The 24,110-nt window shown below is 64.7% G+C and carries 8 protein-coding genes; 5 read left to right on the plus strand and 3 right to left on the minus strand.

Translation table 11 applies throughout. The features are described 5' to 3' along the window. Both A5663_RS15785 and A5663_RS15790 read right to left on the minus strand, forming a co-directional pair. A partial coding sequence (locus tag A5663_RS15785) for an NlpC/P60 family protein (RefSeq protein WP_197503421.1) occupies nucleotides 1–322 on the minus strand: 322 nt, incomplete at its 3' end. 253 nt (nucleotides 323–575) lie between these two features. Beyond that, nucleotides 576–1,709 carry an alkaline phosphatase family protein gene (locus A5663_RS15790; protein ID WP_068150908.1) on the minus strand — a complete coding sequence of 378 codons (1,134 nt, stop codon included), beginning with the start codon at nucleotides 1,707–1,709 and terminating at the stop codon, nucleotides 576–578. Nucleotides 1,710–1,893: 184 nt separating this feature from the next. Here A5663_RS15790 and A5663_RS15795 point away from each other — a divergent pair, with 184 nt between their 5' ends. The 5 genes from A5663_RS15795 (at nucleotide 1,894) to A5663_RS15815 (ending at nucleotide 23,425) form a co-directional block, all read left to right on the plus strand. After that, nucleotides 1,894–10,542 (plus strand): BTAD domain-containing putative transcriptional regulator, encoded by an 8,649-nt coding sequence (locus A5663_RS15795; RefSeq protein ID WP_231976803.1) that lies wholly within the window; start codon nucleotides 1,894–1,896, stop codon nucleotides 10,540–10,542. Between the two features lie 86 nt (nucleotides 10,543–10,628). Continuing rightward, the gene (locus A5663_RS15800) at nucleotides 10,629–20,957 is read left to right on the plus strand and encodes a BTAD domain-containing putative transcriptional regulator (RefSeq protein WP_068150913.1); all 10,329 of its coding nucleotides are present in this window, start codon (nucleotides 10,629–10,631) and stop codon (nucleotides 20,955–20,957) included. 151 nt (nucleotides 20,958–21,108) lie between these two features. Then, nucleotides 21,109–21,879, plus strand: a complete 771-nt coding sequence (locus A5663_RS15805) for an SRPBCC domain-containing protein (RefSeq protein ID WP_068150916.1) — start codon at nucleotides 21,109–21,111, stop codon at nucleotides 21,877–21,879. Between the two features lie 5 nt (nucleotides 21,880–21,884). Beyond that, the gene (locus A5663_RS15810) at nucleotides 21,885–22,625 is read left to right on the plus strand and encodes a DUF899 domain-containing protein (protein WP_068150932.1); all 741 of its coding nucleotides are present in this window, start codon (nucleotides 21,885–21,887) and stop codon (nucleotides 22,623–22,625) included. 422 nt (nucleotides 22,626–23,047) lie between these two features. Next, nucleotides 23,048–23,425: a hypothetical protein gene (locus tag A5663_RS15815; protein WP_068150919.1), complete on the plus strand. Its 378-nt coding sequence runs from the start codon at nucleotides 23,048–23,050 to the stop codon at nucleotides 23,423–23,425. Here A5663_RS15815 and A5663_RS15820 read toward each other — a convergent pair whose 3' ends face one another. After that, entirely contained in the window at nucleotides 23,426–24,079 is a 654-nt protein-coding gene (locus A5663_RS15820; RefSeq protein ID WP_068150921.1) for an alpha/beta hydrolase, read from the minus strand. Nucleotides 24,080–24,110 lie beyond the last annotated feature (31 nt).

Below are 24,110 nucleotides of genomic sequence, written 5' to 3' on the forward strand. Positions count from 1 at the left end.
CGCCACCGCCGATCCGCACACCGCCTCCTTCGCCGGACGAGACGGGGGTGCCGTCGGGCAAGGTGGCCGCGGTGTGACCGCCGTTCCAACCGACGACGAGTGTGCCGGGCTGGCTGCCGTACTGGAAGCCGCGTTCGAGCAGGGCGCTTTCGATGTTTCCCGTGTTAAACCGGTTGCCGTACACGGGCCGACCGGTCGCCGCATTGGTCACCCAGGACACCAGGCCCGAGCAGTCAGTACCGGCTGGGGAATCCCCGCCGGAGACGTACGGCGTACCCGACACCTGGTTTACAAGTGCCAGAAGCGTGGCAATAGCAAACATGCGGCCGGACGTTACAAGTCTCGCAGCAACACCACCAAATTCTGTGACAGCGTTCACAACCTGCGTTTGCTATTGCCTACTTCACGAATTGGGTTGCGGATCGACGCTTTTCGAGCGGGTACAGCAACGTGAATCACCAGAATCGAAAAGCGTGGCGCAGCAAGGCGATTGCTGACAGATGTAGTCTAAAACAACCGAAATCATCTGGCGCTCAGTTGTTTACCGGTCCGGCAGCTCAACTAGCGCGTAAATCTCAACCGTGCGCCAGCAGCAACGGAACCGTCTGCTCAGCGAAGGTGAGCGAGCCGTGGTGGCCGATCAGAGAGGATTCCAGGGGTTCGACGCTGCGCCGGACCATCGCCGCCTGGCCACGCGCGGCGGCCACGACGTCGCCGATACGGGGCCACACCGCATCGCTGACGCGTTCGCCGAACCAGCCGGCCTCGACGGCTTCGTCGCGGGAAACCACCCACGCTTGTTCGCCCAGAGTGGCCCGCCAAACGTCGAGCACATCGCCCTGCGCACCGTCCTCTATATAGATGTGTCGGGCCCGCGGCTCCCCGCCGATCGCCTGCACACCGTTGAGCAGCGCGGGGGTGGCGTCGACGTCGATGGTCTCGCCCTCGCGGACCTCCACCATGCCGTGGTCGGCCACCACGGCGAGCAGGCCGCCGGGGGGCAGCGCTTCGACCACCGACTCGACGAGCCGGTCGATCTGCCGTAATTGCATGCGCCACGCGGCTGATCCCGGCCCGTGCAGATGGCCGAGCATGTCGAGCTCGCTGTGATAGCCGTAGCAGAACCCGTTGTGCGACACGGTGTCCCGCACGGTGGCAGCCAGGTCGCCGAGCGCGTGAACGCCGACGTAGCGTCCGCCCCGCAGCACGGCACGCGTGAGGCCCGAGCCGGTGAACTCCGCGCCGGAGATCACGCTGACGTCGACCGCCGCCGCGCCCCGCTCGAAGGTGGTCGGCAGCGGTTGGACCTCTTCGGGCAACACCGTGTCGCGAAGGTCGTCGCCCCAGGGGTGCGGGCGCCAGCGCAAGGCGTTGATCACACCGGCGTCGGGCACCCGAAACGAGTAACCGACGAAACCGTGTTCGCCGGACCGGCAACCGGTGCCGATGGCGGCCAGACCCGCGGCGGTCGTCGAAGGGAAACCCACGCTCAGCGTCCGTCCCCGAAGCGACGCCAGTACCGGCGCGTCGGCGGCGTATGTGTCGAGCAGTTCGGCACCCAGCCCGTCGATCAGCAGGACACAGGCCCCGGCGATTCCCTCCGGCAACCCCAGCGGATTGTCGAAGCCCTCGGCGCCCATGGCCGAGAGCAGCGACGGGACCACATCGGCCAGATGAGGCAGGCCCGGATCCGGCGAGGGCAGGTCCACAAGCCGAGCCTGCCACAGCGCGGAGTCTTTAACGTCTCTTGACTGCCTGTCGAATCCCCTTTCCGACGATGACTGCGTGAGTAGCCTTCAAGAGGTGGAACTGGGGGTTCTGGGACCTCTCCAGGTCCGGCAGTACGGCCTGCCGGTCACCATCCCGGGCGCCAAACCACGCGCGATCCTCACGATGCTCGGCCTGCACGGTGGTTCGGTCGTCTCGGCAGACACCCTGGTCGGGCTCCTGTGGGGCGACGATCCGCCGCGCACTGCCGCGAAGGCCCTGCCGACCCACATCTCCACGCTGCGCCGCAACCTCGGCGACGGCTTCGTGCTGACCGAGGGCGCCGGCTGGAAACTGAGCACGACCGCGATTGACGCCGTCCGTTACAAGGCCGCCGTCAGGCTGGGCCGCGACGCCCTCGACGCCGGCGACCCGATCCAGGCGCTCGCCCGCTTCGAGGAGGCGGGCGAGCTCTGGCGCGGCTGTCCTGAGCTCCCCGACGCCCCGCGCGGGTTGTCCGAGAAGACCCGCTGGATCGAGGGCCATGCCGCTTTGGTGGAGGATCGCGCGGATGCCCTGCTGGCGACGGGGCGCGCCGCGGAGATCATCGGTGAGCTCGAAGCGGCGGTCGCCGACGCGCCACTGCGCGAAAGGCGCTGGGGCCAACTGATGCTCGCGCTTTACCGCGCGGGCAGGCAGGGCGAAGCGCTGGCTGCATACCAACGTGCGCGGTCGCTGCTCGCCGACGAGCTCGGTATCGATCCCGGTCCGGACCTCCGCAGATTGGAAGCCGCGATCGTGGCCCAGGATTCGGCCTTGGAAGTGCCGGTGTCAGAACATCTTTCGGTCGTGACACGGGCGGTCACCTTCCTGCTCACCGACATCGAAGGATCGACGGTCGCATGGGAGAACAATGCGGTCGCGATGTCCGTGGCACTGGCCCGCCACGACGAGCTGGTCGAGCAGGTCGTCACCTCCCGCGGCGGACGGCTCATCAAGACGCGTGGCGAAGGCGATGCGACCTTCTCGGTCTTCGATCGGCCCTCGGGTGCGGCCACCGCAGCCATCGAGCTGCAGGAAGCGATCCGCCACGAGCCGTGGGCGTTGCAGGACCCCATGCGAATTCGTGTGGCGCTACACACCGGTGAGGTCGAGCTTCGCGACGGCGACTACTTCGGTCGGGCGGTCAACCGGGCTGCGCGACTGCGTTCGCTCGCCGTCGGCGGCCAGATCCTGTGTTCCGGTGCGACGGCCGAACTCGTCATCGACTCCCTTCCGGACGATGTGGTCCTGGCCGACCTGGGCACGCGCCAGCTGAAAAACCTTGCGCGGCCCGAGCATGTCTTCGAGCTCCATTTGCAGACCGCCGAGGACGCGCACGCTCCAGCCACCGATGCGCCATCCATCGAGCGGCCCGACCTGCCGGCCGTGTTGGCCGGTACCGGGCCGTTCGTCGGACGTCTCCGCGAGCTCGAAGGCCTGCTGTCCGCGTGGCAGACCGCGCTCGCAACTGGGACGCACGCCGTGCTGATCTCCGGTGAACCGGGTGTCGGCAAGACGCGGTTGGCCGGTGAATGGGCGCGACAGGCTTACGAATCGGGCGCAATGGTCCTCTACGGCCGATGCGACGAGGACCTCGGTGCGCCGTATCAGCCTTTCTCTGAGTCGCTGCGGTCACTGGTTCCCTGCCTCGGAACTGAGCGTTTACGCGGACTGCGCGGCATCAAGGCGCTGCTGCCGCTGATTCCCGGGCTGGCCGATGACCTGCCCGAGTTGGTCGGGCCCACCCACGCCGATGCCGACTCCGAACGCTATGCACTCTTCGACGCCGTCGTTGCGCTGTTGGAAGTCGTGTGTGCCAATGCACCCGTCGTCGTGATCCTCGACGACCTGCACTGGGCGGCCAAGCCCACGCTGCTGTTGTTGCGCCACGTACTCCGGTTCGGCGAGCACACCCCAGTGCAGATCGTCGGCACGTATCGCAGCACCGATCTCGACCGCACGCATCCGCTGGCGGCGATGCTCGCCGACCTGCACCGCGACGGTTCCGCCGACCGCCTTGCACTCAGCGGCCTGGACGAGAACGACATTTCGACGTACGTCGCCGAAGCCGGCTACGACGACGAGGAGTTGGCCCGAGCATTGGCGTCAGTCACAGGTGGCAACCCGTTCTTCCTCATCGAGGCTCTTCGTCATGTGGAAGAAAGCGGCGGCAGGTGGGATCCGAGAACTCTGCCGCAGGGTGTTCGAGAGGCCGTGAGCCGCAGACTTTCTCGGCTTTCCGAGGAGACGAACTCGGCGCTTGCAGCGGCTGCCGTCGTCGGCAGCCGGTTCTCGCTTGAACTGGTGGAGCGTGTCACCGGTGATGATCTCGTCGATCCGTTCGACCAAGCATGCAAGGCGGGAATCGTGATCGAGGAGCCTGGTGGCCGCTACCGTTTCAACCACGCCCTCGTTCGGCAGTCGCTGCTCGCCGAGTTGCCGTCCGTGCGCCGGATGCGGTTGCATCAGCGCATTGCCACGACGCTGGAGGCCGAGCCCGGCGCCGATGATGAGCTGTTGGCCGAGTTGGCCTATCACTATTTCGAATGTGCGTGGGCGGGCAATGCGGCCAAGGCCGTTGAGTACTGTCAGCGCGCCGCGGACCAAGCGATGTCACGGCTGGCCTACGAGGGGGCCGCTGATCTTTACGACCGTGCTTTGCACGCACTCGACGAACTCGATGACGAGTTGTCCAACCGGGACGACCGGCAAGCCGAGCTGCTGATCGCTCGCTGCGAGGCCCTGCTGGCCGCCGGTGACGTGGTGTCGGCGGTCAGAGCGGTGTCTGCGCTGCGAGCGGCCACACGCGGTTCCGCTCGTCTTGCAGCCTGGGGTACCTGCTTCGACGGACAGCTCTCGATGCTCACCGATCCCGAGCGATTGGACGAGATCGAGTCCGCGGTGAGCGCGGCGGCGGAGAAGTTGGCCGAACTCGAAGACATCCCGGGGGAGGCCAAGGGGCACACCGTCCGGGCCGCGTGCTTGGCTCGCCTCGGTCGAATCGGCGATGCCGAAACGGCTTTGGATCAGGCGCTGACCGCGGCGCGGCGGGCACATGAGCATCGCCGGGTCAACAATGTGCTGGCGAACGCGCCACTTGCTGCGTTGTGGGGTCCCAACCCGGTTCCGCGAGCGGGCGGCCGCTGCCTTGATGTCGTACGCCTGCTCCGCATCACCACGGGGTCACCGGTGGTGGAAGCGACGTCGACGAGATGCCAGGGCGTGCTGGATGCGTTTCGCGGACGCGCCGCCGCGGGTCGTCAACTGATCGACTCGGCCAGACGCACGCTCACCCAACTCGGTATGCGGCACGCACTTCTGGAGGTGGAGCAGTTCGCCGGCATCGTCGAGTTGGTCGCCGACGATCCTGGCGCTGCCGAGCAGCATCTGCGACGGGCGTACAACGGTTTCCGTCGGATGGGCCTGGATGCGGATACAGCTGAGACCGCCGCACTGCTGGCACGCGCCTGCCTCGCCCTCGACAGAGATGCTGATGCTGACGAACTTTGCGCGGAGAGCGAGCGTCTCGCCGGTCACGCTTTCAAGGCCGCGATCGCCTGGCGGACAGTCCGCGCTCACCTGCTGGCGCGCCGCGGTGACCACAAAGAGGCGCGGAGGACGGCCGAAGAGGCTGTCGCCATCGCGGAACGCACAGATGCACTGGTCGATCACGGTGATGCATGCCTGGCGCTGGCGACGGTGCTGAACATCGCGGGGGACGCTGCGGGAGCGCAAGCCGCTGCCGAGAAGGCCGTCGGCCTATACGAACTGAAAGGCGCTGCAGCACTTGCCGAAATGGCGCGCGGGCTGCTCGGCCCGGCGAGATTATCCGTCACTCCGGCGACGCCCGAAGCGTCGCAGCTCGAGCTGGACAACGAGTGCATGCGAGTAGCCAAACGGGCGATGGCTGCGATCAATCGCGAGGCCTTGGACGAAGCCGAACGGCTGTGGGCCGCCGACGTCAAGCTTGAGAGTCGCCGAAAGATCGTCCGCTTTGAGAAGTCCGATCTCCCACCGGATGAATGGTATGCCCGGCGCGCTCTCCAGGTGGGTGGCGTCCGCGTCAGCGGGGTCGTCATCGCCATACGAGGCGAGCGGCTGGCCCTCACTCGCACAGCTATAGGCACTACAGACACGAGCCCGGGGGCGCCCAGCGACGAATTTCTCCGCGTATTCGGCATCGACCAGCAGGGTCGGATCGCGCTGGAGGTGTGGTTCGACGTCGACGACGTGGACGCCGCGGTCGCCGAATTGGACGCTCAGCACGCCCGCTTCGACCGTGACCAACCGTTACCGCCGACGGAAGAACCTGAAAACGACTGCGTGCGCGTGATAGACCGCTTGGAAGTGGCTTGGCAGAGCGAGGCGTGGCTTGAGGCTGAAACTCTGGTCGCACCCAGTATCCGCGTCGAGAACCGCAGGAAAATCGTCGGCATAACCAGCGGCTGGCTGTCGGCAGCCGAATGGATCAGCCAGGCAAGGCAGTTCCGTGAAGCGGGCATGCAGCGGTACCGCAGTTCAGTGGTAGCGGTCCGGGGCGAGCGCCTGGCCCTCAACAGATTGCAAGTCGGCACAGTGGATGTGAGCGCAGGGGCGCCGCAAGACGAGATGCTCATCATCTATGGCATCGATGATCGCGGTCTTGTCGCATTGCAACTGTCTTTCGACATCGACGACATCGACGCCGCCACAGCTGAACTCGACGCCCTGCACGCGCAGCTAGAGCCGCCACTCCGTCCGCGCCCACCGCTGGCGAATACCGCGAGTCGCTCCGAGCAGCGGCTCAACGCGCTCTTCGTAGAAAGGCGATGGGATGAGATAGAGGCGATGATCACCGAGGACGCGGTGACCGAGGAGCGGCGGCGAGGATTCCGCCGCGAGAGCAGCGATCGCGCCACGTTGCTCGAGGAATGTCGCGTAGTCGCCGACCTCGGCGTGAAGAACATGACATCGGAAGTCATTGCGATCCGCGGAGAGCGCCTCGTGCTCAGTCGGGTCACGTTCTCCGGTCGAGACCGACGGTCGGATGCATTCCACACCGACCTGCTACGCATCGCAGAAATGAGCGAGGATGAGCGACTGGTCAGAGTCGTCACGTTCGACCTCGACGATCTCGACGCAGCGTTCGCAGAGCTCGACGCCCGCTACCTGGCCGACGAGGCGGCGTTTCACGCGGAGACGTGGTCGGTTATCGCGTCCTCCTACGCCGCGTTCAACCGACACGAAATCCCTGCCGGGGACTGGCTCACCATCGACCACCGGCGAGAAACGCCGTTCGAGCCCAGCAACATGACCCCGTCCATTCACACCATTTGGGACCTCACGCCAGACCTCACCATCCACATCGAGGCGGTGCATCAGCTCAACAGTTTCGGAGCGGTGATCACGCATATCGGCCATGGGACCTCGCAAGAGGGTTTCGACGCCGAGTGGCGGGCAATCGACCTCTTGATAGTCGACAGCGGTCTGATCGATCGGTGCGAAGTCTTCGACGAGACCGACCTCGACGCGGCACTGGCGAGGCTCGATGAAATCAGCTGCCGGACGCCACATCTAGAGAACACCGCAACCCGGATCTACGAGAATTGGCTAGCCTCCTTCGCGGCCCGCGATTGGAATGGCATGGCGGGATTGATGGCCGTCGGCATCTTCAACGATGATCGCCGTCGCGTGGTAAACGGCGGCATCCAAAGCGGTCGACAGTCCGTAATCACCAACATGAAGGCCGTTGCCGACGTCGGGGTCACGAACATCGAGTTCTTCGTCATGGCGACTCGCGGTGATCGCCTCGCACTCGCTCGTCAACGCGTATCCGGTGAGAAGCGTCCCGAAGCGTTTGGCATTGAGGTGCTGATGGTCGTCGAAGTTGACGCCGACAACCGATTCGCTGCGGGCGTCGCATTCGACGTCGACGACATTGACGCGGCTTTCGCAGAACTCGACGCCCGCTACCTCGCCGGCGAGGCCGCCGCGTATGCGAACACATGGTCAGTGATCGCAGACGCCACCGCGGCATTCCAGCGCCACGAGATGCCTCCGACGACCGCTGACTGGATCAATGCTGACCACCGGCACTGGGCAGCCTTCGCGCCAGGCGATTTTTTCGCGTTCATCCGCGCCGCATCGGACGTTGCGCCGAACATGCGCCGCTACATCGAAGCGGTGCATCGTTTGAGCAACCTCGGCGCGGTCGTCACCGGGGTAGCGAACGGGAACTCACACAAAGGCTTTCAAGCCGAATGGCGAACCATAGTAGTTGCGACGGTCGACGGTGATCTAGTCAGCCGCAACGAGCTTTTCGAAGAAGCAGATCTCGACATTGCACTCGCAAGATTCGACGAGCTGAGCCGTTCGGGACCACGTCTGGAGAACGCGGCGAGCCGGGTCTGCGAGCGCTATCGGGAGTCTTTTGCGGTGCAAGACTGGGACGAAGCGGCCGTACTGCTAACCGACGACCTGCACAACGAAGACCGCCGTCAGGTCGTAAACGCAGGGATTCGCCATGGTCGGGATTCAGCGCTGGCCGATCTGCGGGCGGCTGCCAGCCTCGGGATCCCCTACTTCACAGGGATTTTGATCGCTACCCGTGGGGAGCACCTCGTCCTCTATCGCGGCGGTGCGCCATACGACGAGCGACCCGGGGCATTCCGCGTCGATCTTCTCCAAGTAGCCGAGATCGATGCCGACGAACGAATCGCGGCGATCGTCGCATTCGACCCCGACGATGTCGACGCCGCCTTCGCCGAACTCGACTCCCGCTACCTCGTCGGCGAGGCCGCACCATACGCACACACGTGGTCAGTGATAGCGCGGAACTTTGCGGCGTTCAATCGGCACGAGTTCCCGTCGACGACGCCCGACTGGGTGACCGTCGATCATCGCCGAGCACGATCAGTCCAGGCCGGTGACCTACCCGCATTCATTCGTTCCACGTGGCATGACATTCCCGACGCCACGGTCTTAATCGAGACCGTGCATCGGTTGAGCGAACGGGGGGTGGTCATAACCCAGGTCACGAAGGGAACCTCACGCGAGGGCTTCGAGGCTGAGTGGCGAGAAATCAACCTGTCGACAGTCGACGGCGAATTGATCAACCGCTGCGAGCTATACGACGAGGAAGACCTCGACGCCGCGCTGGCGCGCTTCGATGAACTCACCCGAGTAGTGCCGCGAGTGGAAAACGCGGCAAGCCGGGCGGATGACCGCTTCTTTGCATACTTCGCTGCCCGCGACTGGGTGGCGTTAGCCGATGCGCTGGCCGGCGACTGTCTCGTTGAGGATCGCCGCCGCCTGGTCAATGTCGGGCGGTGGGTCGGCCGCGACGCCGTCGTCACAAATTTGCAAGCTCTGGCCGAGGCTGGACCGACTATGACGTCGACCATCATCGCGACCCGTGGCGAGCGCCTCGCCCTATTTCGTATCCGGTCTTCACGGCCCGACAAACGGCGCTGGGAGGTTGGCAGTGAAATGCTGCACCTGGTCGAGATCGACATCGGCGAACGGATTGTGGCGCATGTCGAGTGGGAGCACGACGACATAGACGCCGCCTTCGCCGAACTCGAATCTCGTTACCTCGCAGGCGAAGCAGCCGCCTGTTCGCAGTCGTGGCAGGTAATCGTAAAAAGCTATGCCGCAGTCAATCGCGGTGAGCTACCGTCGATGACGGCGGACTGGGTGAACGTCGACCATCGGCGCGGAACACCATTCGTTCCCGGCGAAATGACCGAGATAATCAGCACGGTTCGAAGCGTCACGCCAGATCTCCGCAGTCATATTGAGACTGTTCATCGGCTCAGTAGCTATGGGGCACTCTTCACCCAATATTCGACCGGCTCCGCAGCCGACGGCTTCCACGCTGAATGGCGGATGATCAACCTGGTGACAATCGACGGCGACTCCATGAACCGCCTCGAGGTATTCGACGAGGAGGACCTTGACATCGCCCTCGCGAAATTCGAGGAGCTCAGTCGACCCCGACTTGAGAACACGGCAAGCCACGTGTACCAGCGGCTCCTAATGCGCTTCCTTGCCGATGACTGGGATGCAATGGCCGACCTGCTGGCCGACGACTTCCTCCAGGATGACCGTCGTCGGGTCGTAGGGGCGGGAGCCCGACACGGTCGAGATGCACAGATCGAAGACATGCGCGCGATCGCCGGCCTCGGCTTCAGGCACTGGACGCCCGACGCCATTGCGACGCGGGGAATGCGGCTCTTCCTCCGGCGAGTCCGGTATTCGGATAGCGAACGAGCTGATGCGGTTCACATCGACGTCCTAGAAGTGGTCGAAATCGATGCCGACGAGCGGCTGGCTGCGCTCGTCATCTTCGACACCGACGATGTCGACGCCGCCTTCGCCGAACTCGACGCCCGCTATCTCGCCGCCGAAGCAGCCACTCACGCAGATATGTGGTCGTTCGTCACGCAGACCTACGCCGGGTTCAACCGGCGTGAGCTAGTCAAGCCAGCGCCGAACTGGGGGAGCGTCGACCACCGTCGCGGGATAGCCTCCGCGCAATTCGACCCGATCAGCTACGCGCACGCGGCGTGGGACGTCACGCCGAACGCCAAGGCCTACGTCGAATCGGTTCATCGGCTGAGCGACCACGGAGCCGTCGTCACGGCCGTGACACATGGGACGTCGCAGGAGGGGTTCGACGCAGAGTGGCGCGACATCCACCTCACGATGGTCGAAGGCAGCCTGGGCAAGCATTTCGAACTGTTCGACGAGGCAGATCTCGACGCCGCGCTCGCCCGGTTTGACGAACTCGAGGCCTCGACACCAGGGAGGTAAAGCGCCGCTGCGAGACGCCTTTACCGGATCTTGACTGCCCGTTGATTCGCCTTCCGGACGAGAGCAACGTGACTACGCTTCAAACCGTGGAGCTGGGGGTTTTGGGACCTCTGCAGGTCCGGCAGTATGGCCTGCCGGTCACCATCCCGGGCGCCAAGCCACGCGCAATCCTCACGATGCTCGGCTTGCACGGCGGCTCGGTCGTGTCGGCCGACGCCCTCGTCGAGCTGTTGTGGGGCGACGCGCCGCCGCGCACCGCCGACAAGGCGTTACAGACCCACATCTCGGCGCTGCGACGCACTCTGGGCGACGCCGTCGTGCTCACTCAGGGCTCAGGCTGGACCCTGGGCACCGCCGAGGTCGATGCATCCCGCTACACGTCGGCGGCGCAACTGGGCCGCAGCGCCATGGCGACCGGGGACGCCGGCCAGGCGGTGACGCGTTTCAACGACGCGCTGGCGCTCTGGCGTGGAATTCCCGAACTGCCGGACGGCAGGCGCGGTACCTCCGAGAAGACCCGCTGGGCCGAGGGCCATGCCGCTCTGATCGAGGATCGTGCCGACGCACTGCTGGCGACGGGGCGCGCCGCAGAGATCATCGGTGAGCTCGAGGCGGCGGTCGCCGACGCGCCGCTGCGCGAAAGGCGTTGGGGCCAACTGATGCTCGCCCTTTACCGCGCCGGCAGACAAGGCGAAGCGCTGGGCGCCTACCAGCGCGCACGCAAGCTGCTCGCCGACGAACTCGGTGTCGATCCCGGGCCGGACCTGCGCCGCCTCGAAGCCGCGATCGTCGCGCAGGATGTCTCGCTTGAAGTGCCTGTTTCCCGCGGTATTTCAGCAGTCACCCGCGCGGTGACCTTCTTGCTCACCGATATCGAGGGCTCCACCGCGGCGTGGGAAGCCGACGCCGCGGCGATGGCGGTCGCGCTGGCCCGGCACGACGAGATCGTCGAACAGGTCGTGACGTCACGCGGCGGACGTCTCATCAAGACCCGCGGTGAGGGCGATGCGACGTTCTCGGTGTTCGACCGGCCCTCGGCGGCAGCCGCTGCGGCCATCGAACTGCAGCAGGCGATTGGTCAGGAGCCGTGGGCGCTGCGCGAACCCATGCGCATCCGCGTGGCACTGCACACCGGTGAAGTCGAATTCCGCGACGGCGACTACTACGGGCGGGCCGTCAACCGGGCGGCTCGCTTGAGGTCGCTGGCAGGCGGTGGACAGATCCTGTGTTCGGGCGCGACAGCGGAGCTCGTCATCGATTCGCTCTCGGACGACGTCGTGTTGGCCGACCTCGGCATGCGCCAGCTGCGCAACCTCCCGCGACCGGAGCACGTGTTCGAGTTGCGCTTGGAGAGCGCCGGCGATTCGCGGTTGTCCGCACCAGAGGCGCCGATGGAGAGGCCCGCGCTGCCCAGCCTGTTCGCTGGGACCGGCCCGTTCGTCGGCCGCCGGCCAGAACTCGAGCGACTGCTGTCGGCATGGCAGGCGACGATCGCGGCGGGCACGAGCGCGGTGCTGATCGCCGGTGAACCCGGCGTCGGTAAGACGCGGCTTGCAGGCGAGTGGTCCCGCCAGGCGTACGGGCAGGGTGCGGTCGTCTTGTACGGCCGTTGCGACGAAGACCTCGGCGCGCCGTATCAACCGTTCGCCGAGGGGTTGCGCGCGTTGGTGCCCTGTCTCGGCTCCGCCCGGTTGCGGGAGCTGAGGGGGGTCGAAGCGCTCCTGGCGCTGATCCCCGGTCTCACCGATGCGCTGCCCGACCTGGCCACGCCTCCGCGCGCCGACCCGGACACCGAGCGGTATGCGCTTTTCGACGCGGTCGTCGCGTTGTTGGCTGTCGCGTCGGCGAACGCACCCGTAGTCCTGGTACTCGATGATCTGCACTGGGCGGCCAAGCCGACGCTGCTGCTGCTGCGCCACGTGCTGCGCTTCGGTGAGCGCGCCCGTGTGCAGATCGTGGGCACGTACCGCAGCACCGACCTCGATCGCTCGCACCCGCTGGCGGCGATGCTGGCAGACCTGCATCGTGACGGGACCGCGAGCCGCCTTCAGCTCAACGGTCTCGGCGAGGACGACGTCAGCGCTTATGTCGCCGAGGCCGGCTATGACGACGAGGAGTTGGCTCGCGCCTTGACGTCGGTTACCGGCGGAAATCCCTTCTTCTTGATCGAGGCGTTACGCCATGTGGCCGAGAGCGGGGGAAAGTGGAACGCGAGCACGCTGCCCCAAGGTGTGCGGGAAGCAGTGAGCCGCAGGCTGTCTCGGCTCTCCACCGAAACGAACAAGGCCTTGGCCGCCGCGGCGGTGGCAGGCAGCGACTTCGCGCTGACGCTGGTGGAACAGGTGGTCGGCGACGACCTCGTCGATGCGTTCGACGAGGCGAGCAAGGCGGGCATCGTCGTCGAGGAACCGGGCGGCCGATACCGGTTCAACCATGCTCTCGTGCGGCAGTCGCTGCTCGCCGAACTCGCCTCCGTACGGCGCATGCGGTTGCATCAGCGGATCGCCTCGACCCTTGAAACATTGCCGAGTGCCGGTGACGAGCTGCTCGCCGAGCTGGCTTACCACTACTTCGAGTGCGCCTGGGCGGGCAACGCCGCCAAGGCGGTCGACTACTGCAGGCGCGCCGCGGAGCAGGCCATGGCACGACTTGCCTATGAAGGTGCCGCCGACCTGTTCGACAGGGCGCTGCATGCGCTCGAAGAACTCGACGACGAGCTGCCCGACCGCGACGACGTACAGGCTGAGTTGCTGGTCGCTCGTTGTGAGGCGCTGCTCGCCGCCGGTGACGTCGTCACGGCGAGCGACGCTGTTACGCAATTACGCTCGGCTGCAGCTGATTCCGGCTTGTTGTCAGCTTGGGGGACTTGTTTCGACGGCCAGCTGTCAATGCTCACAGAGCCCGAGCGCCTGGACGAGATCGAGTCGGCTGTCGATGCGGCCGCGCGCGAATTCGCCGCTGCGGGCGACGCCGCCGGGGAAGCCAAGGCTCACACCGTCCGAGCGGGCTGCCTGGCACGGCTGGGCCGGATCGGCGACTGCGAGGCCGCGTTGGACCAGGCGCTCACCGCGGCCCGGCAGGCCCACGAGCACCGGCGGGTGAACGCCGTGCTGGCGAACGCTCCGCTGGCAGCGCTGTGGGGGCCGAATCCCGTTCCGCGTGCCGGCGGCCGCTGCCTCGATGTGGTGCGGCTGTTGCGTATCACCACGGGATCACCGGTGGTCGAGGCCACCTCGACGCGATGCCAGGCGGTGCTGGACGCGTTTCGCGGCCGCGCCGCCGAGGGGCGCCGGCTGATCGAGTCGGCACGACGGACGCTCACCGAACTCGGCTTGCGACACGCATTGCTGGAAGTGGACCAGTTCGCCGGCATCGTCGAATTGGTCGCCGACGAACCAACCGCCGCTGAGCCGTACCTGCGACGGGCATACGACGGTTTCCGGCGGATGGGGCTGGATGCCGACACGGCTGACACTGCTGCGCTGCTGGCACGGGTGTGCCTCGCGCTCGACCGAGACACCGAAGCTGATGAATTGTGCAGGGAGAGCCAGCGTCTCGCCGGCCACGCGTTGAAGGCATCGATTGCGTGGCGTGCCGTTCGGGCGCAGCTGCTGGCTCGTGACGGAGAGCACGACGAAGCGCGGCGTATCGCCGAGGAGGCCGTGGCCCTGGCCGAACGCACTGACGGCTTGATCGACCACGGAGATGCATGTCTCGCTTTGGCGGCCGTGCTCAGCGTCGCCGGGGACGCCGGGGGAGCGCGGACGGCCGCCGAGCGTGCCTTGAGTCTCTACGAAGCGAAAGGTGCTGCAGCGCTCGCGGATAAAGCGCGCAGCCTACTCGGCGAACGGGGGCTGCCGACGCTACCTACCCCACTCGAAGAGCCGGCCGTCGGCCTCGACAATGACTGCGCACGAGCCATCCGCGGCCTGGAATACGCCTACCAACGCGACGCCTGGGACGAGTGCAGCCAGTTCTTCGCTCCCAACATCTCCGTCGAAAGTCGTCGCAAGGTGGTCGGCTTCACGCGGGCCTCCCTCGAGCCGGGTGACTGGCCGCGAGTGGCGAGACATCTTCGCGAAGGTTGGTCGCGCCTCCGAAACCCAGTTGTCGCGGTCCGAGGCCAGCGCCTGGCACTCACTCGGATGCAGCTCGACACCGACGATGCGAGTCCTGGGGCGCCGCACGAGGAATTCCTTGGATTATGGGGCCTCGACGAAGACGGCCGAATTGCACTGCAGATGTTCTTCGACATCGAGGACATCCACGCCGCCACAGCTGAACTCGACGCTCTCCACGCGCAGCTAGAGCCTCCGCACCCGCGTCCACTGCTCGAGAATGCGGCAATCCGGGCAGAAGCGACGTTCAATGCGCTGTGCGCAAGCAAGCGCTGGGGCGAATTCGGTTCTGCGGTTGCCGACGACATTTTGGTCGATGACCGTCGTAAGGGGCTGCATACAGAGTTCCGCGGCCGGGACACCTTGCTCGCGGAGTCTCAGGCGATCGGCGGGCTTGGCACGGCGAGTGTGATATCGGATGCCATTGCCGCACGGGGTGAACGGCTCGCGCTCTTCCGGACGGTCTTCTTGGGCCAAGACACCAGACCGGATGCGTATCGCACCGAAATGCTACGGATCGTCGAGGTCGACGCCGACCAGCAGATCGCGACGATCGTCGTATTCGAGCTGGACGAATTCGACGCTGCCATAGCGGAACTGGATGCTCGGTATCTCGCAGGCGAAGCCGCCCCGCATGCTCAGACGTGGTCGGCGGTCACCCGCATCTTCGAAAAGCTCAACAGTCGCGAACTGCCACCAACGACCCCGGATTGGGTGGGCGTCGACCGGCGTCGGCTGTCCACGATCGAAGCGGGCGACATGGGGGCATACCTCCGTGCCACGTGGGAGGCAACGCCGAACGGTGCGATATTCATCCAGGCTGTGCACCAGCTCAGTGCCGCCGGCGCCGTCATCACGTACACGGCACACGGCACACAGCAAGAGTTCGACGCCGAGTGGCAGTACATCATCGTCGTGACCTTCGACGGCGACTTGATAAGTCGGTGCGAGACCTTCGACGAGGAAGACCTCGAAGCTGCGCTCGCCGAATTCGGGAGACTGAGCGGTACGGCACCGAGGTTGCAGAATGTGGCAAGCCGTGTGGTCGAGCGCTTCTGGGCACGCTACGCCGCGCGCGATATGAAAGCAGTAGCCGAGATGCTGGCTTCAACGGTGTCCTCGGACGATCGACGCCGGGTGGTCAATGCCGGTATTCGGGACGATCCGGGCGCGGTGGTGAAAGATCTGCTGACGGGCGCTGATTGGATATTTGACGTGACCACCACCGTCACCGCGACCCGCGGCGAACGGCTCGTCCTCAGCCGTACCCGTTTCTCAGGGGGAGACCGCATAACCGAAGCGTTCGCAATCGAGGTGCTTCTCATCATCGAAATCAACTTCGAGGAGCGAATCCAGACGTTCGTGACATTCGATGTCGACGCCTTCGACGGCGCCGTCGGCGAACTCGACGCTCGGTATGCCGCAGGCGAAGCTGCCGGTTTCGCACGGACATGGTCGGCGATGTTCGCGACCTACGACGCCTTCAACCAAGGCCAACTACCCGCGACCACCTCCGATTGGGTGAACCTTGACCACCGCCATGTGACGACGATGGCGCCGGGTGACTTGATCGCAAACCTAACTGCGACATGGGCTGTCCTGTCCGACGCCAAAATCTACATCGAGAGTGTGCATCGGTTGACCGATCTCGGCGGAGTCCTCACCCATGTAATAACCGGGACTTCTCAAGAGAGTTTCAACGCCGAATGGCGAATGGTCAACCTTTTGACGGTCGACGGCGATCTGATCAGTCGCTGTGAAATGTTCGACGAAGCAGACCTCGACACCGCGCTCGCTCGCTTCGACGAACTCAACAGACCAACAAAGCGGCTCGAGAATGCGGCGAGCGGGGTGTATGACCGCGTCAAGGAGTGCTTCGCCGCGCGCGCTTGGGACACGATGGCTGACTTATTCGCCGACGATATTTGCAGCGAAGATCGTCGGCGGGTGGTCAACACCGGCGTAAGCCACGGCCGAGATGCCCTCATCGCAGAAATTTCAGCAATCGCCGAGGTTGCGGTCACACAGCTCGAGTCAGACGTCATCGCGACCCGCGGTGAACGCCTTGTCTTGAGTCGCGTCCGAGTTTCGGAAACTGACCAGCGATCGGATGCGTTCAGCGCCGATTCACTCGATGTCATCGAAGTCGGTCCCGACGGCCGAGCGGTGGCACGCATCGTTTTCGACGCCGACGACATCGACGCCGCTTTCACGGAACTCGACGCCCGCTACCTCGCCGGCGAGGCTGCAGCCCATGCCGGGGCATGGTCGGCAGTTACCCGAAATGCCCTGGCATTCAACCAGCGTGAGTCCTTGATAACGACACCGGACTGGATAAGCGTCGACCACCGGCGTGCGACAGCTTTCGAAACCGGTGACATGACCCAATACATCCACGCCACCTGGGACGTCGCGCCGGATATCAGCCTCCGCATCGAGGCGGTGAATCAGCTGAACGACATCGGGGCTGTTTTCACCCAGGTGCTGAAAGGCACCTCGCACGAAGGCTTCGACGCCGAGTGGCGAGACGTCATCATCCTCACCGTCGACGGTGATCGGCTCAACCGATGCGAGATTTTCGACGAGGCTGAGCTCGATGCCGCGCTCACCAGGTTCGAAGAGCTCAGCGCGTCGACGCCTGAGCTCCAAAACGCGGCTTATCAAGTCTACGAGCGTTTTTGGTCGTGCTTTGCAGCCCGCGACTGGGATTCGATGGCGCGGGGGCTGACCGACGGTTATCGCGGCGACGATCGTCGTCGCGTGGTCAACGCGGGAGTCCGAAATGGTCCCGATGCCGAGATCACCAACGTCCGAGCAATCGCCGATGTGGGCGCCGCTCCTCGGACGATAAACACAATCGCGACCCGGGGGCAACGACTTGTGCTCACGCGCGAATTATGGTCAGTCCCCGATGGGACGGGAAAGCCCTTCCAGAACCATCTGCTAGAAATCATCGAAACCGATGAAACTCAGCGGATGACAGCGGCTGTCACGTTCAGCCTCGATGACCTCGACACCGCCTTCGAGGAACTCGACACGCGCTACGCCGCAGGTGAAGCCGCACCCTACGCGCACGTATGGTCGGTCATCGCCGGGGTTTACGCCGCATTCAACAGACACGAACTCGCGCCGACCAACTGGGTGGGCATCGATCATCGGCGTGGCACCCCGTTCGCGTCCAGCGATCTCAACGAGTTTGTCCGCGGCGTCCGGGACTTCACTCCCGATCTCAGCATTTATGTCGAAAGGGTGCACCGTCTCAACGAATTCGGTGCGGTGGTGACCAACACATCGTGTGGGTCATCCCCGGACGGCTTCGATGTCGAGTGGAGGACGGTCGAAGTCCTGATGGTCGACGGCAATCGGATCCATCGTCTCGAACTCTTCGATGAAACCGATCTCGATACAGCGCTCGCTCGTTTCGATGAACTCTGCTGTTCCGCAACGCGACCGGAGAATTCCGCGACACGGGTGTACGACACCTTCGAAGCACATTTCCTGGCTCGCAACTGGGACGCAATCGCGGACATGCTCTCCGCAGATCACTGCAATGACGATCGCCGTGCTGTTACCGGCGCCGGTCTCCGCCATGGCCCGAAAACGGTTATGGCTGATCTACGTACAGTGGCGGTTACGTTCGGCGTAATGGAGATTACGCGGGCTGTCATTGCGATCCGCGGTGAGCGCTTGGCCTTACTACGCACTCGTTATAGCGGGCGGGACGATCGACCCGGCGCCTATTTCATCGATGCTCTTGTGGTCGTCGAGCTTGATGCCGACGAAAAAGTCTTGGCGTTCGTGCTGTTCGATGCCCACGACACCAACGCCGCATTCGCTGAACTCGAGGATCGCTATCTCGCCGGAGAGGCATCGGGATCCGCGCAAACGTGGTCGGTGATTGCTCAGGGCTATGCCGCAGCCAGTCGAGGCGAACTTGCCGCAACGGCGGCTCATGTCACCAACATTGATCACCGTAAACTACCGATGATCGCTTCCGGCGGGTTGATCCCATACCTCCGAAGCACGTTCGACGAGCTGACCAACATCAGGACTTACCCGGAAGCTGTACATCGGCTCACGGACGGCGGCGCGGTCATCACCCACGTAGGGTCCGGAACCTCCAAAGAAGGGTTCCATGCCGAGTGGCGGTTGATCAACCTTCTCGTGGTGGTCGACGGGGTGGTCAGCCGAACAGAAGTATTCGACGAAACGGACCTCGACTCTGCACTCGCTCACTTCGATCAACTCTGCCGCCGATTGCCTAAGCAGAGACCGTCTAACACCGCAAGCCGGGTGACTGACCGCTTCTGTGAATGCTTCGGTGCCCGTGACTGGAAAGGCACGGGGGACACGCTCGCCGACAACGTCTGTACTGACGACAATCGTCCGGTCGTCGGCGTCGGGAGACGACAAGGACGAGACCTCAACGTCGCGGACTGGCAGGCCGTCGCGCGCGTCGGCACCCGAAATCTGGCTTCGACTGTCGTAGCCACCCGGGCGACCCGTCTGGCACTCAGTCGGTTCGTCACCTCAGGCCGAGACCAGCGGCCCGAGGCGTTCCGGACCGAGGTGTTGTGCGTCGTCGAGATCGATGGCGAAAACCAGATTTCCGCGTGTGTAATGTTCGAACCCCACGAGGTGGACGCCGCCTTCGCAGAACTCGAGGCGCGCTACCTCGCCGGCGAGGCGGCCCAGCACGCCCAGGTGTGGTCAGACTTCGCAGACGCCTACGCGATGTTCAACCGGCATGAGATACCGCCATTGTCGAACTGGGTGACCGTGGACCATCGGGTGCGTGAAACATTCGCCGGGGACGAGCTTGCCGCGTACTTGCGCTCGGGCTGGGACGTCGCTCCGGACAACAAGATGTACATCGAGTGCGTCCACCGGTTGAGTGACCTCGGCGCAGTCATCACGTATACGGCGTCCGGAACATCCCCGGAGGGCTTTTTCGCCGAATGGCGGATGATCGCTCTCTTGGCCGTTGAAGGTGCCTCGCGTCGCTGCGAGTTGTTCGAAGAGGCCGACCTCGAGACCGCGCTCGGCGCGTTCGACGAACTCAGTCGACCTGCGCCTCGACTTGAGAACACCGCAACGCGGATTCACGCGCGCGCAGTGGAAGCATTCAACCGTCGCGACGAGCGTGGCTTCAACGTTCTCGTCTCTACCGGCGCTCGATTTGAAGACCACCGAAGTGGCCTGCGTGACGACAGATTGATCACGCCGGAGTTTACGCACGTATGGTTCACCGAAGCGCCTCCGAGTTGGCACTTGACGACAGAAGCGGTCGCTGTCCGGGGCTCCCGTCTGATGCTGAGCCGCGACCGGTACCGCGATAAGAATGAACAAAGCCAGCCGATCACAGTGGAATATCTCGCGCTCGCCGAAGTCACCGATGACGGATTGATCAGTTACGCAGCAACATTCGACTTTGCTGACGCAGACGCGGCCTTTGTTGAACTCGATCGTCGGTACCTCGCCGGCGAAGCGTCGGAGAATTCGCGGACATGGTCGGCGATCCTGCAGGCGTATGCCGCTTTCAACCGCCACGAGGCGCCCACGACGACACCGGACTGGGTCGATCACCGGCTGATGGCCACGATCGAGGCAGGTGACCTGATCGCGAACATCCATGCCGCGTGGGACCTCGTTCCCGACGTCAAGGTGCATATTTCGGCCGTACATCGGCTGAATGGACTTGGTGCGGTCATCGACGTAGTCGTGAAGGGAAGCTCGCAAGAGGGGTTCTACGCCGAATACCGAGAGACAGCGGTCGTGACGGTCGCCGGTGACGTGACCAACCGATTCGAGATGTTCGACGAGAGGGACCTCGACGCAGCACTGGTCCGGTTCGACGAACTCAACAGCACGTCTTTCGAGCTCAACAACGCCGCTATCCGCGCACGAGCAGAGATCGCCGATGCATACAACCGCCGAGACCTGGAGTTGCTCACGCCGTCTGCCGAGAGCCGGTATGACGACCGTCGAAAAGGGTTGCGCGACCAGGGAATAGCTGACCGTAACTATGCCATTGCGCTGTTGTCGGAAACACCGACCAGCTGGCAATTGCAAATCGAACCGATCGCCATTCGCGGCGATCGCCTGGCCCTCACCCGCGAGAAATTCCGCGACACCGCTGAAGCCAGCCTTCCAGTCACAGTCGAGCTGGTCGCGCTCACTGAAGTCACGGTCGACGGAATCGTCTCTCATACAGTTTTTTTCGATCCGACAGAGGCCGATGCCGCGGTGGCGGAGCTCGACGCTCGCTGGATGATTCTCGGCCCGTCCGACGGATAGCCGACTGTGAACTGACGGCGACATTGCCGTCCGATTTTCGCCGTGGTTACACGCTCGGCGACAGAGCCTGATCGCTGACCATTGACATGCACCCGTCCGGCTGCCTATCGTCGAACGTGCAGCCAAACGGTTGCATATTGGAGATGGCGGAATGGACGACGTATTTCGGGCGCTTGCTGACCCGAATCGACGCTTGCTTCTCGACAGCCTCAACGACCGCAACGGCCAGACGCTGCGGGAACTATGCACACGGCTCTCGATGGCGCGTCAATCCGTCAGCAAGCACCTCGCCGTGCTAGAAGCGGCCAACCTCATCAGCACGGTGTGGCGGGGAAGGGAGAAGCTGCACTACCTCAACGCCGAGCCGATCAACGCGATCGCCGACCGCTGGATCACTCAGTACGACCGCGCGCGCGTGCAGACGCTCGCGGATCTCAAGACAGCTTTGGAGACAGAACCGATGAGCAACGACGAATTCGTCTACACCACCTACATCCGGACCACGCCCGAGCGGCTGTGGCAGGCCATCACCGATCCAGCCTTCTCGAATCGTTACATGGGTCATGCCATCGTCTCCGACTTCGAGAAGGGCTCGACCTACGTCTGGGCCGACAAAGGTCTCGAGATCGCGCACCCGGACCAGGTCATCCTCGAGTCCGATCCCCACCGCCGGCTCGCGTTCACCTTCCATACGTTCGTACCCGAACTCGCGGAGCTCGGAATCGGCGAGGAGACGATCAAGAAGGCCGCGACCGAACGTCGGTCGAAGGTGACCTTCGAGCTCGAACCGGTCGAGGACGGCCAAGTCAAGCTCACCGTCATCCACGACGACTTCCCGCCGGAAAGCACGGTGCGCGAACTCATCTCGGGCGGATGGCCGTGGAAGCTGGCGAACCTCAAGAGCGGCTTGGAGGCGTCCTGACCATGATGGGGACGCCACCGATCGTCTCCGAGCGGGAGTGGCTGGCGGCCTGGCGGGAGATGCTCGTCAAGGAGAAGCAACTCATGCGCGCACGGGACGCCCTGGCTGCACGGCGGCGCAGGATGCCGTGGATGGCAGTGGACAAGACCTACGCCTTCGACGGTCCACAGGGCGAGGTGAACCTACTGGACCTGTTCGACGGCCGTCGCCAACTGATCGTGTACCGGGCTTTCATCGAGCCCGGCACCGGAGACTGGCCCGAACACGGCTGCACCGGTTGCTCTTTGATGGCCGACCATGTGCCGAACCTGGCGCACCTCAACGCGCGCGACACCACGTTCGTGTACGTGTCCCGCGCCACCCAGCCCGAGCTCGAGCGCATGAAGGCCAAGATGGGATGGCGGCATCCGTGGTACACCATCACCGACCAGTTCGACGTAGACTTCGGCGTCAAGGACTGGCACGGGACGAACGTCTTCATCCGCGACGACGACAATCGCGTCTTCCGCACCTACTTCGTCAACGGCCGCGGCGACGAGGTGTTCGTCAACACCTGGAATCTCCTCGACATCACCGCCCTTGGCCGGCAAGAGGATTGGGAAGACTCGCCAAGAGGCTATCCACAAAGCGCACCGTATGAGTGGTGGAGTTGGCATGACACCTATGCCCAGCACACGCCGTGGCGCTGGTTCGGCGATCCGGACCCCGACGACCCCGACGACCAGCGGCCACCGCGGAGGGACTGAAGTCGCTCCGACGCGGCTCTTGAAAGTGCTGTCGTAGATTGCCCGCGTAGCGAGCGACAAACTCGTCATGTCGGCCGGGCGTGGGAATGTTCGGCCATGGACAGGCATCAACTGCAGGGCATAGAGCTGCGATACGCGCTCACGATGTACTTGCTACAACACGGCCCAAATACCGTCAAAAAACTCGTCGCCGGGCTGGAGTGGCAGGGTTTCGCTTTCGAAGGACGTCCCTCCAAGCAGGTGTCCGACGCGCTGCGCTGGGAGCGGCGACGCGGCCGGGTGCGCCGGTTGGCGAGAGGACAGGCATGCGGCTCTGAGTCGGTTGTCGCTCGCTACGCGGGCAATTTTCAAACCGACTTGGGCTCCCTGTTCGCTCGCGCGATTCGTCGGCGCGCTTCGAGCACAGATGCGACGATCGACGCATGGCCCCATCGCACGCCGGAACGGCGATCCTGACGGCGGCCATGGCCGCCGCGTCGATCGCCATCGCACCCACTGCGGAGGCGGTCTGCTACGACGCCGGGTGCGTCCCCAACGTGGCCCGCAACGTCGTCGCCGGAGCCCCGTGTGCGCCCGGCAAGTTCTTCAACTATGGACTGGGTCCCACCGGCGCGACGTTCGTCTGCAACAGAGTCGGCGTCTGGACAGCGGCCGGGCCCCTGGTCGGCGTGTACAACGTCGCGATGGACTGCCCGCAGGCGAACCTCTCCGCTCAGGGCTCCGACGGCGTGGCATTCGTGTGCGCCGACATGGGCGGCGGCCACCTTCGGTGGGCGCACCGCATCGACACCGCGGAGTGATCAGAGCACGGCAGCGATCCGGGCCGCGACGTCATCGGCGACCGCGAGCGCCGACGGATCGTCCGCCGCCGAATAGCTATCGGCGGCAGGGTCATACGTGGCACCTGCTATCGAGCCATGGTCGGCTGCGAGCACCACACAGGAGACCGGCCAGCCGTTGCCTTCGAGCGTCGCGGCGAACTCCCGACTGACCCCGACAGGTACGACGTCGTCGCGCTCACCGTGCAGCAGGGTGAACGGCACCGCATCCCCGTCCAGCTCGTTCGGCAAACGCACCCCGGAGATCGGGTCTGGAACCATGAACGCCCCGGCTAGGCACACCGTGTGGGCGACTTGGATGTGACGCGCATGAAGCGTCAGCCCGGCGGCCGCCAGTCCACCCATCGACCAGCCCACGAGTATCAACGGACTCCCGCCGGCACGATCGGCTGCGTAACCGGCCGACGCCAGCAGGTCCGCCCGGCCGCGGTCGTCGGCATGCGAGTCCCAATCAGCCAGCACGACCGCCGCTCCGCGCTCGTGCACCCGTTCGGCCAGCGGCCGCATGGCGGCTCGCGAATCGGTCTGGGCGCCGTGCCACATGAGGACGGTCGCACGGCCCACATCGCCGTAGAGGTCGGCGGACCGGCCGGGGGAGTACTCGTCGGTGTGCACGAAGTCTGGAGTGCCCCCACAACGCCCGCGT

Origin of the sequence: Mycobacterium sp. E740, from assembly GCF_001672895.1 — a bacterium.
Classification (GTDB): Bacteria; Actinomycetota; Actinomycetes; order Mycobacteriales; family Mycobacteriaceae; genus Mycobacterium.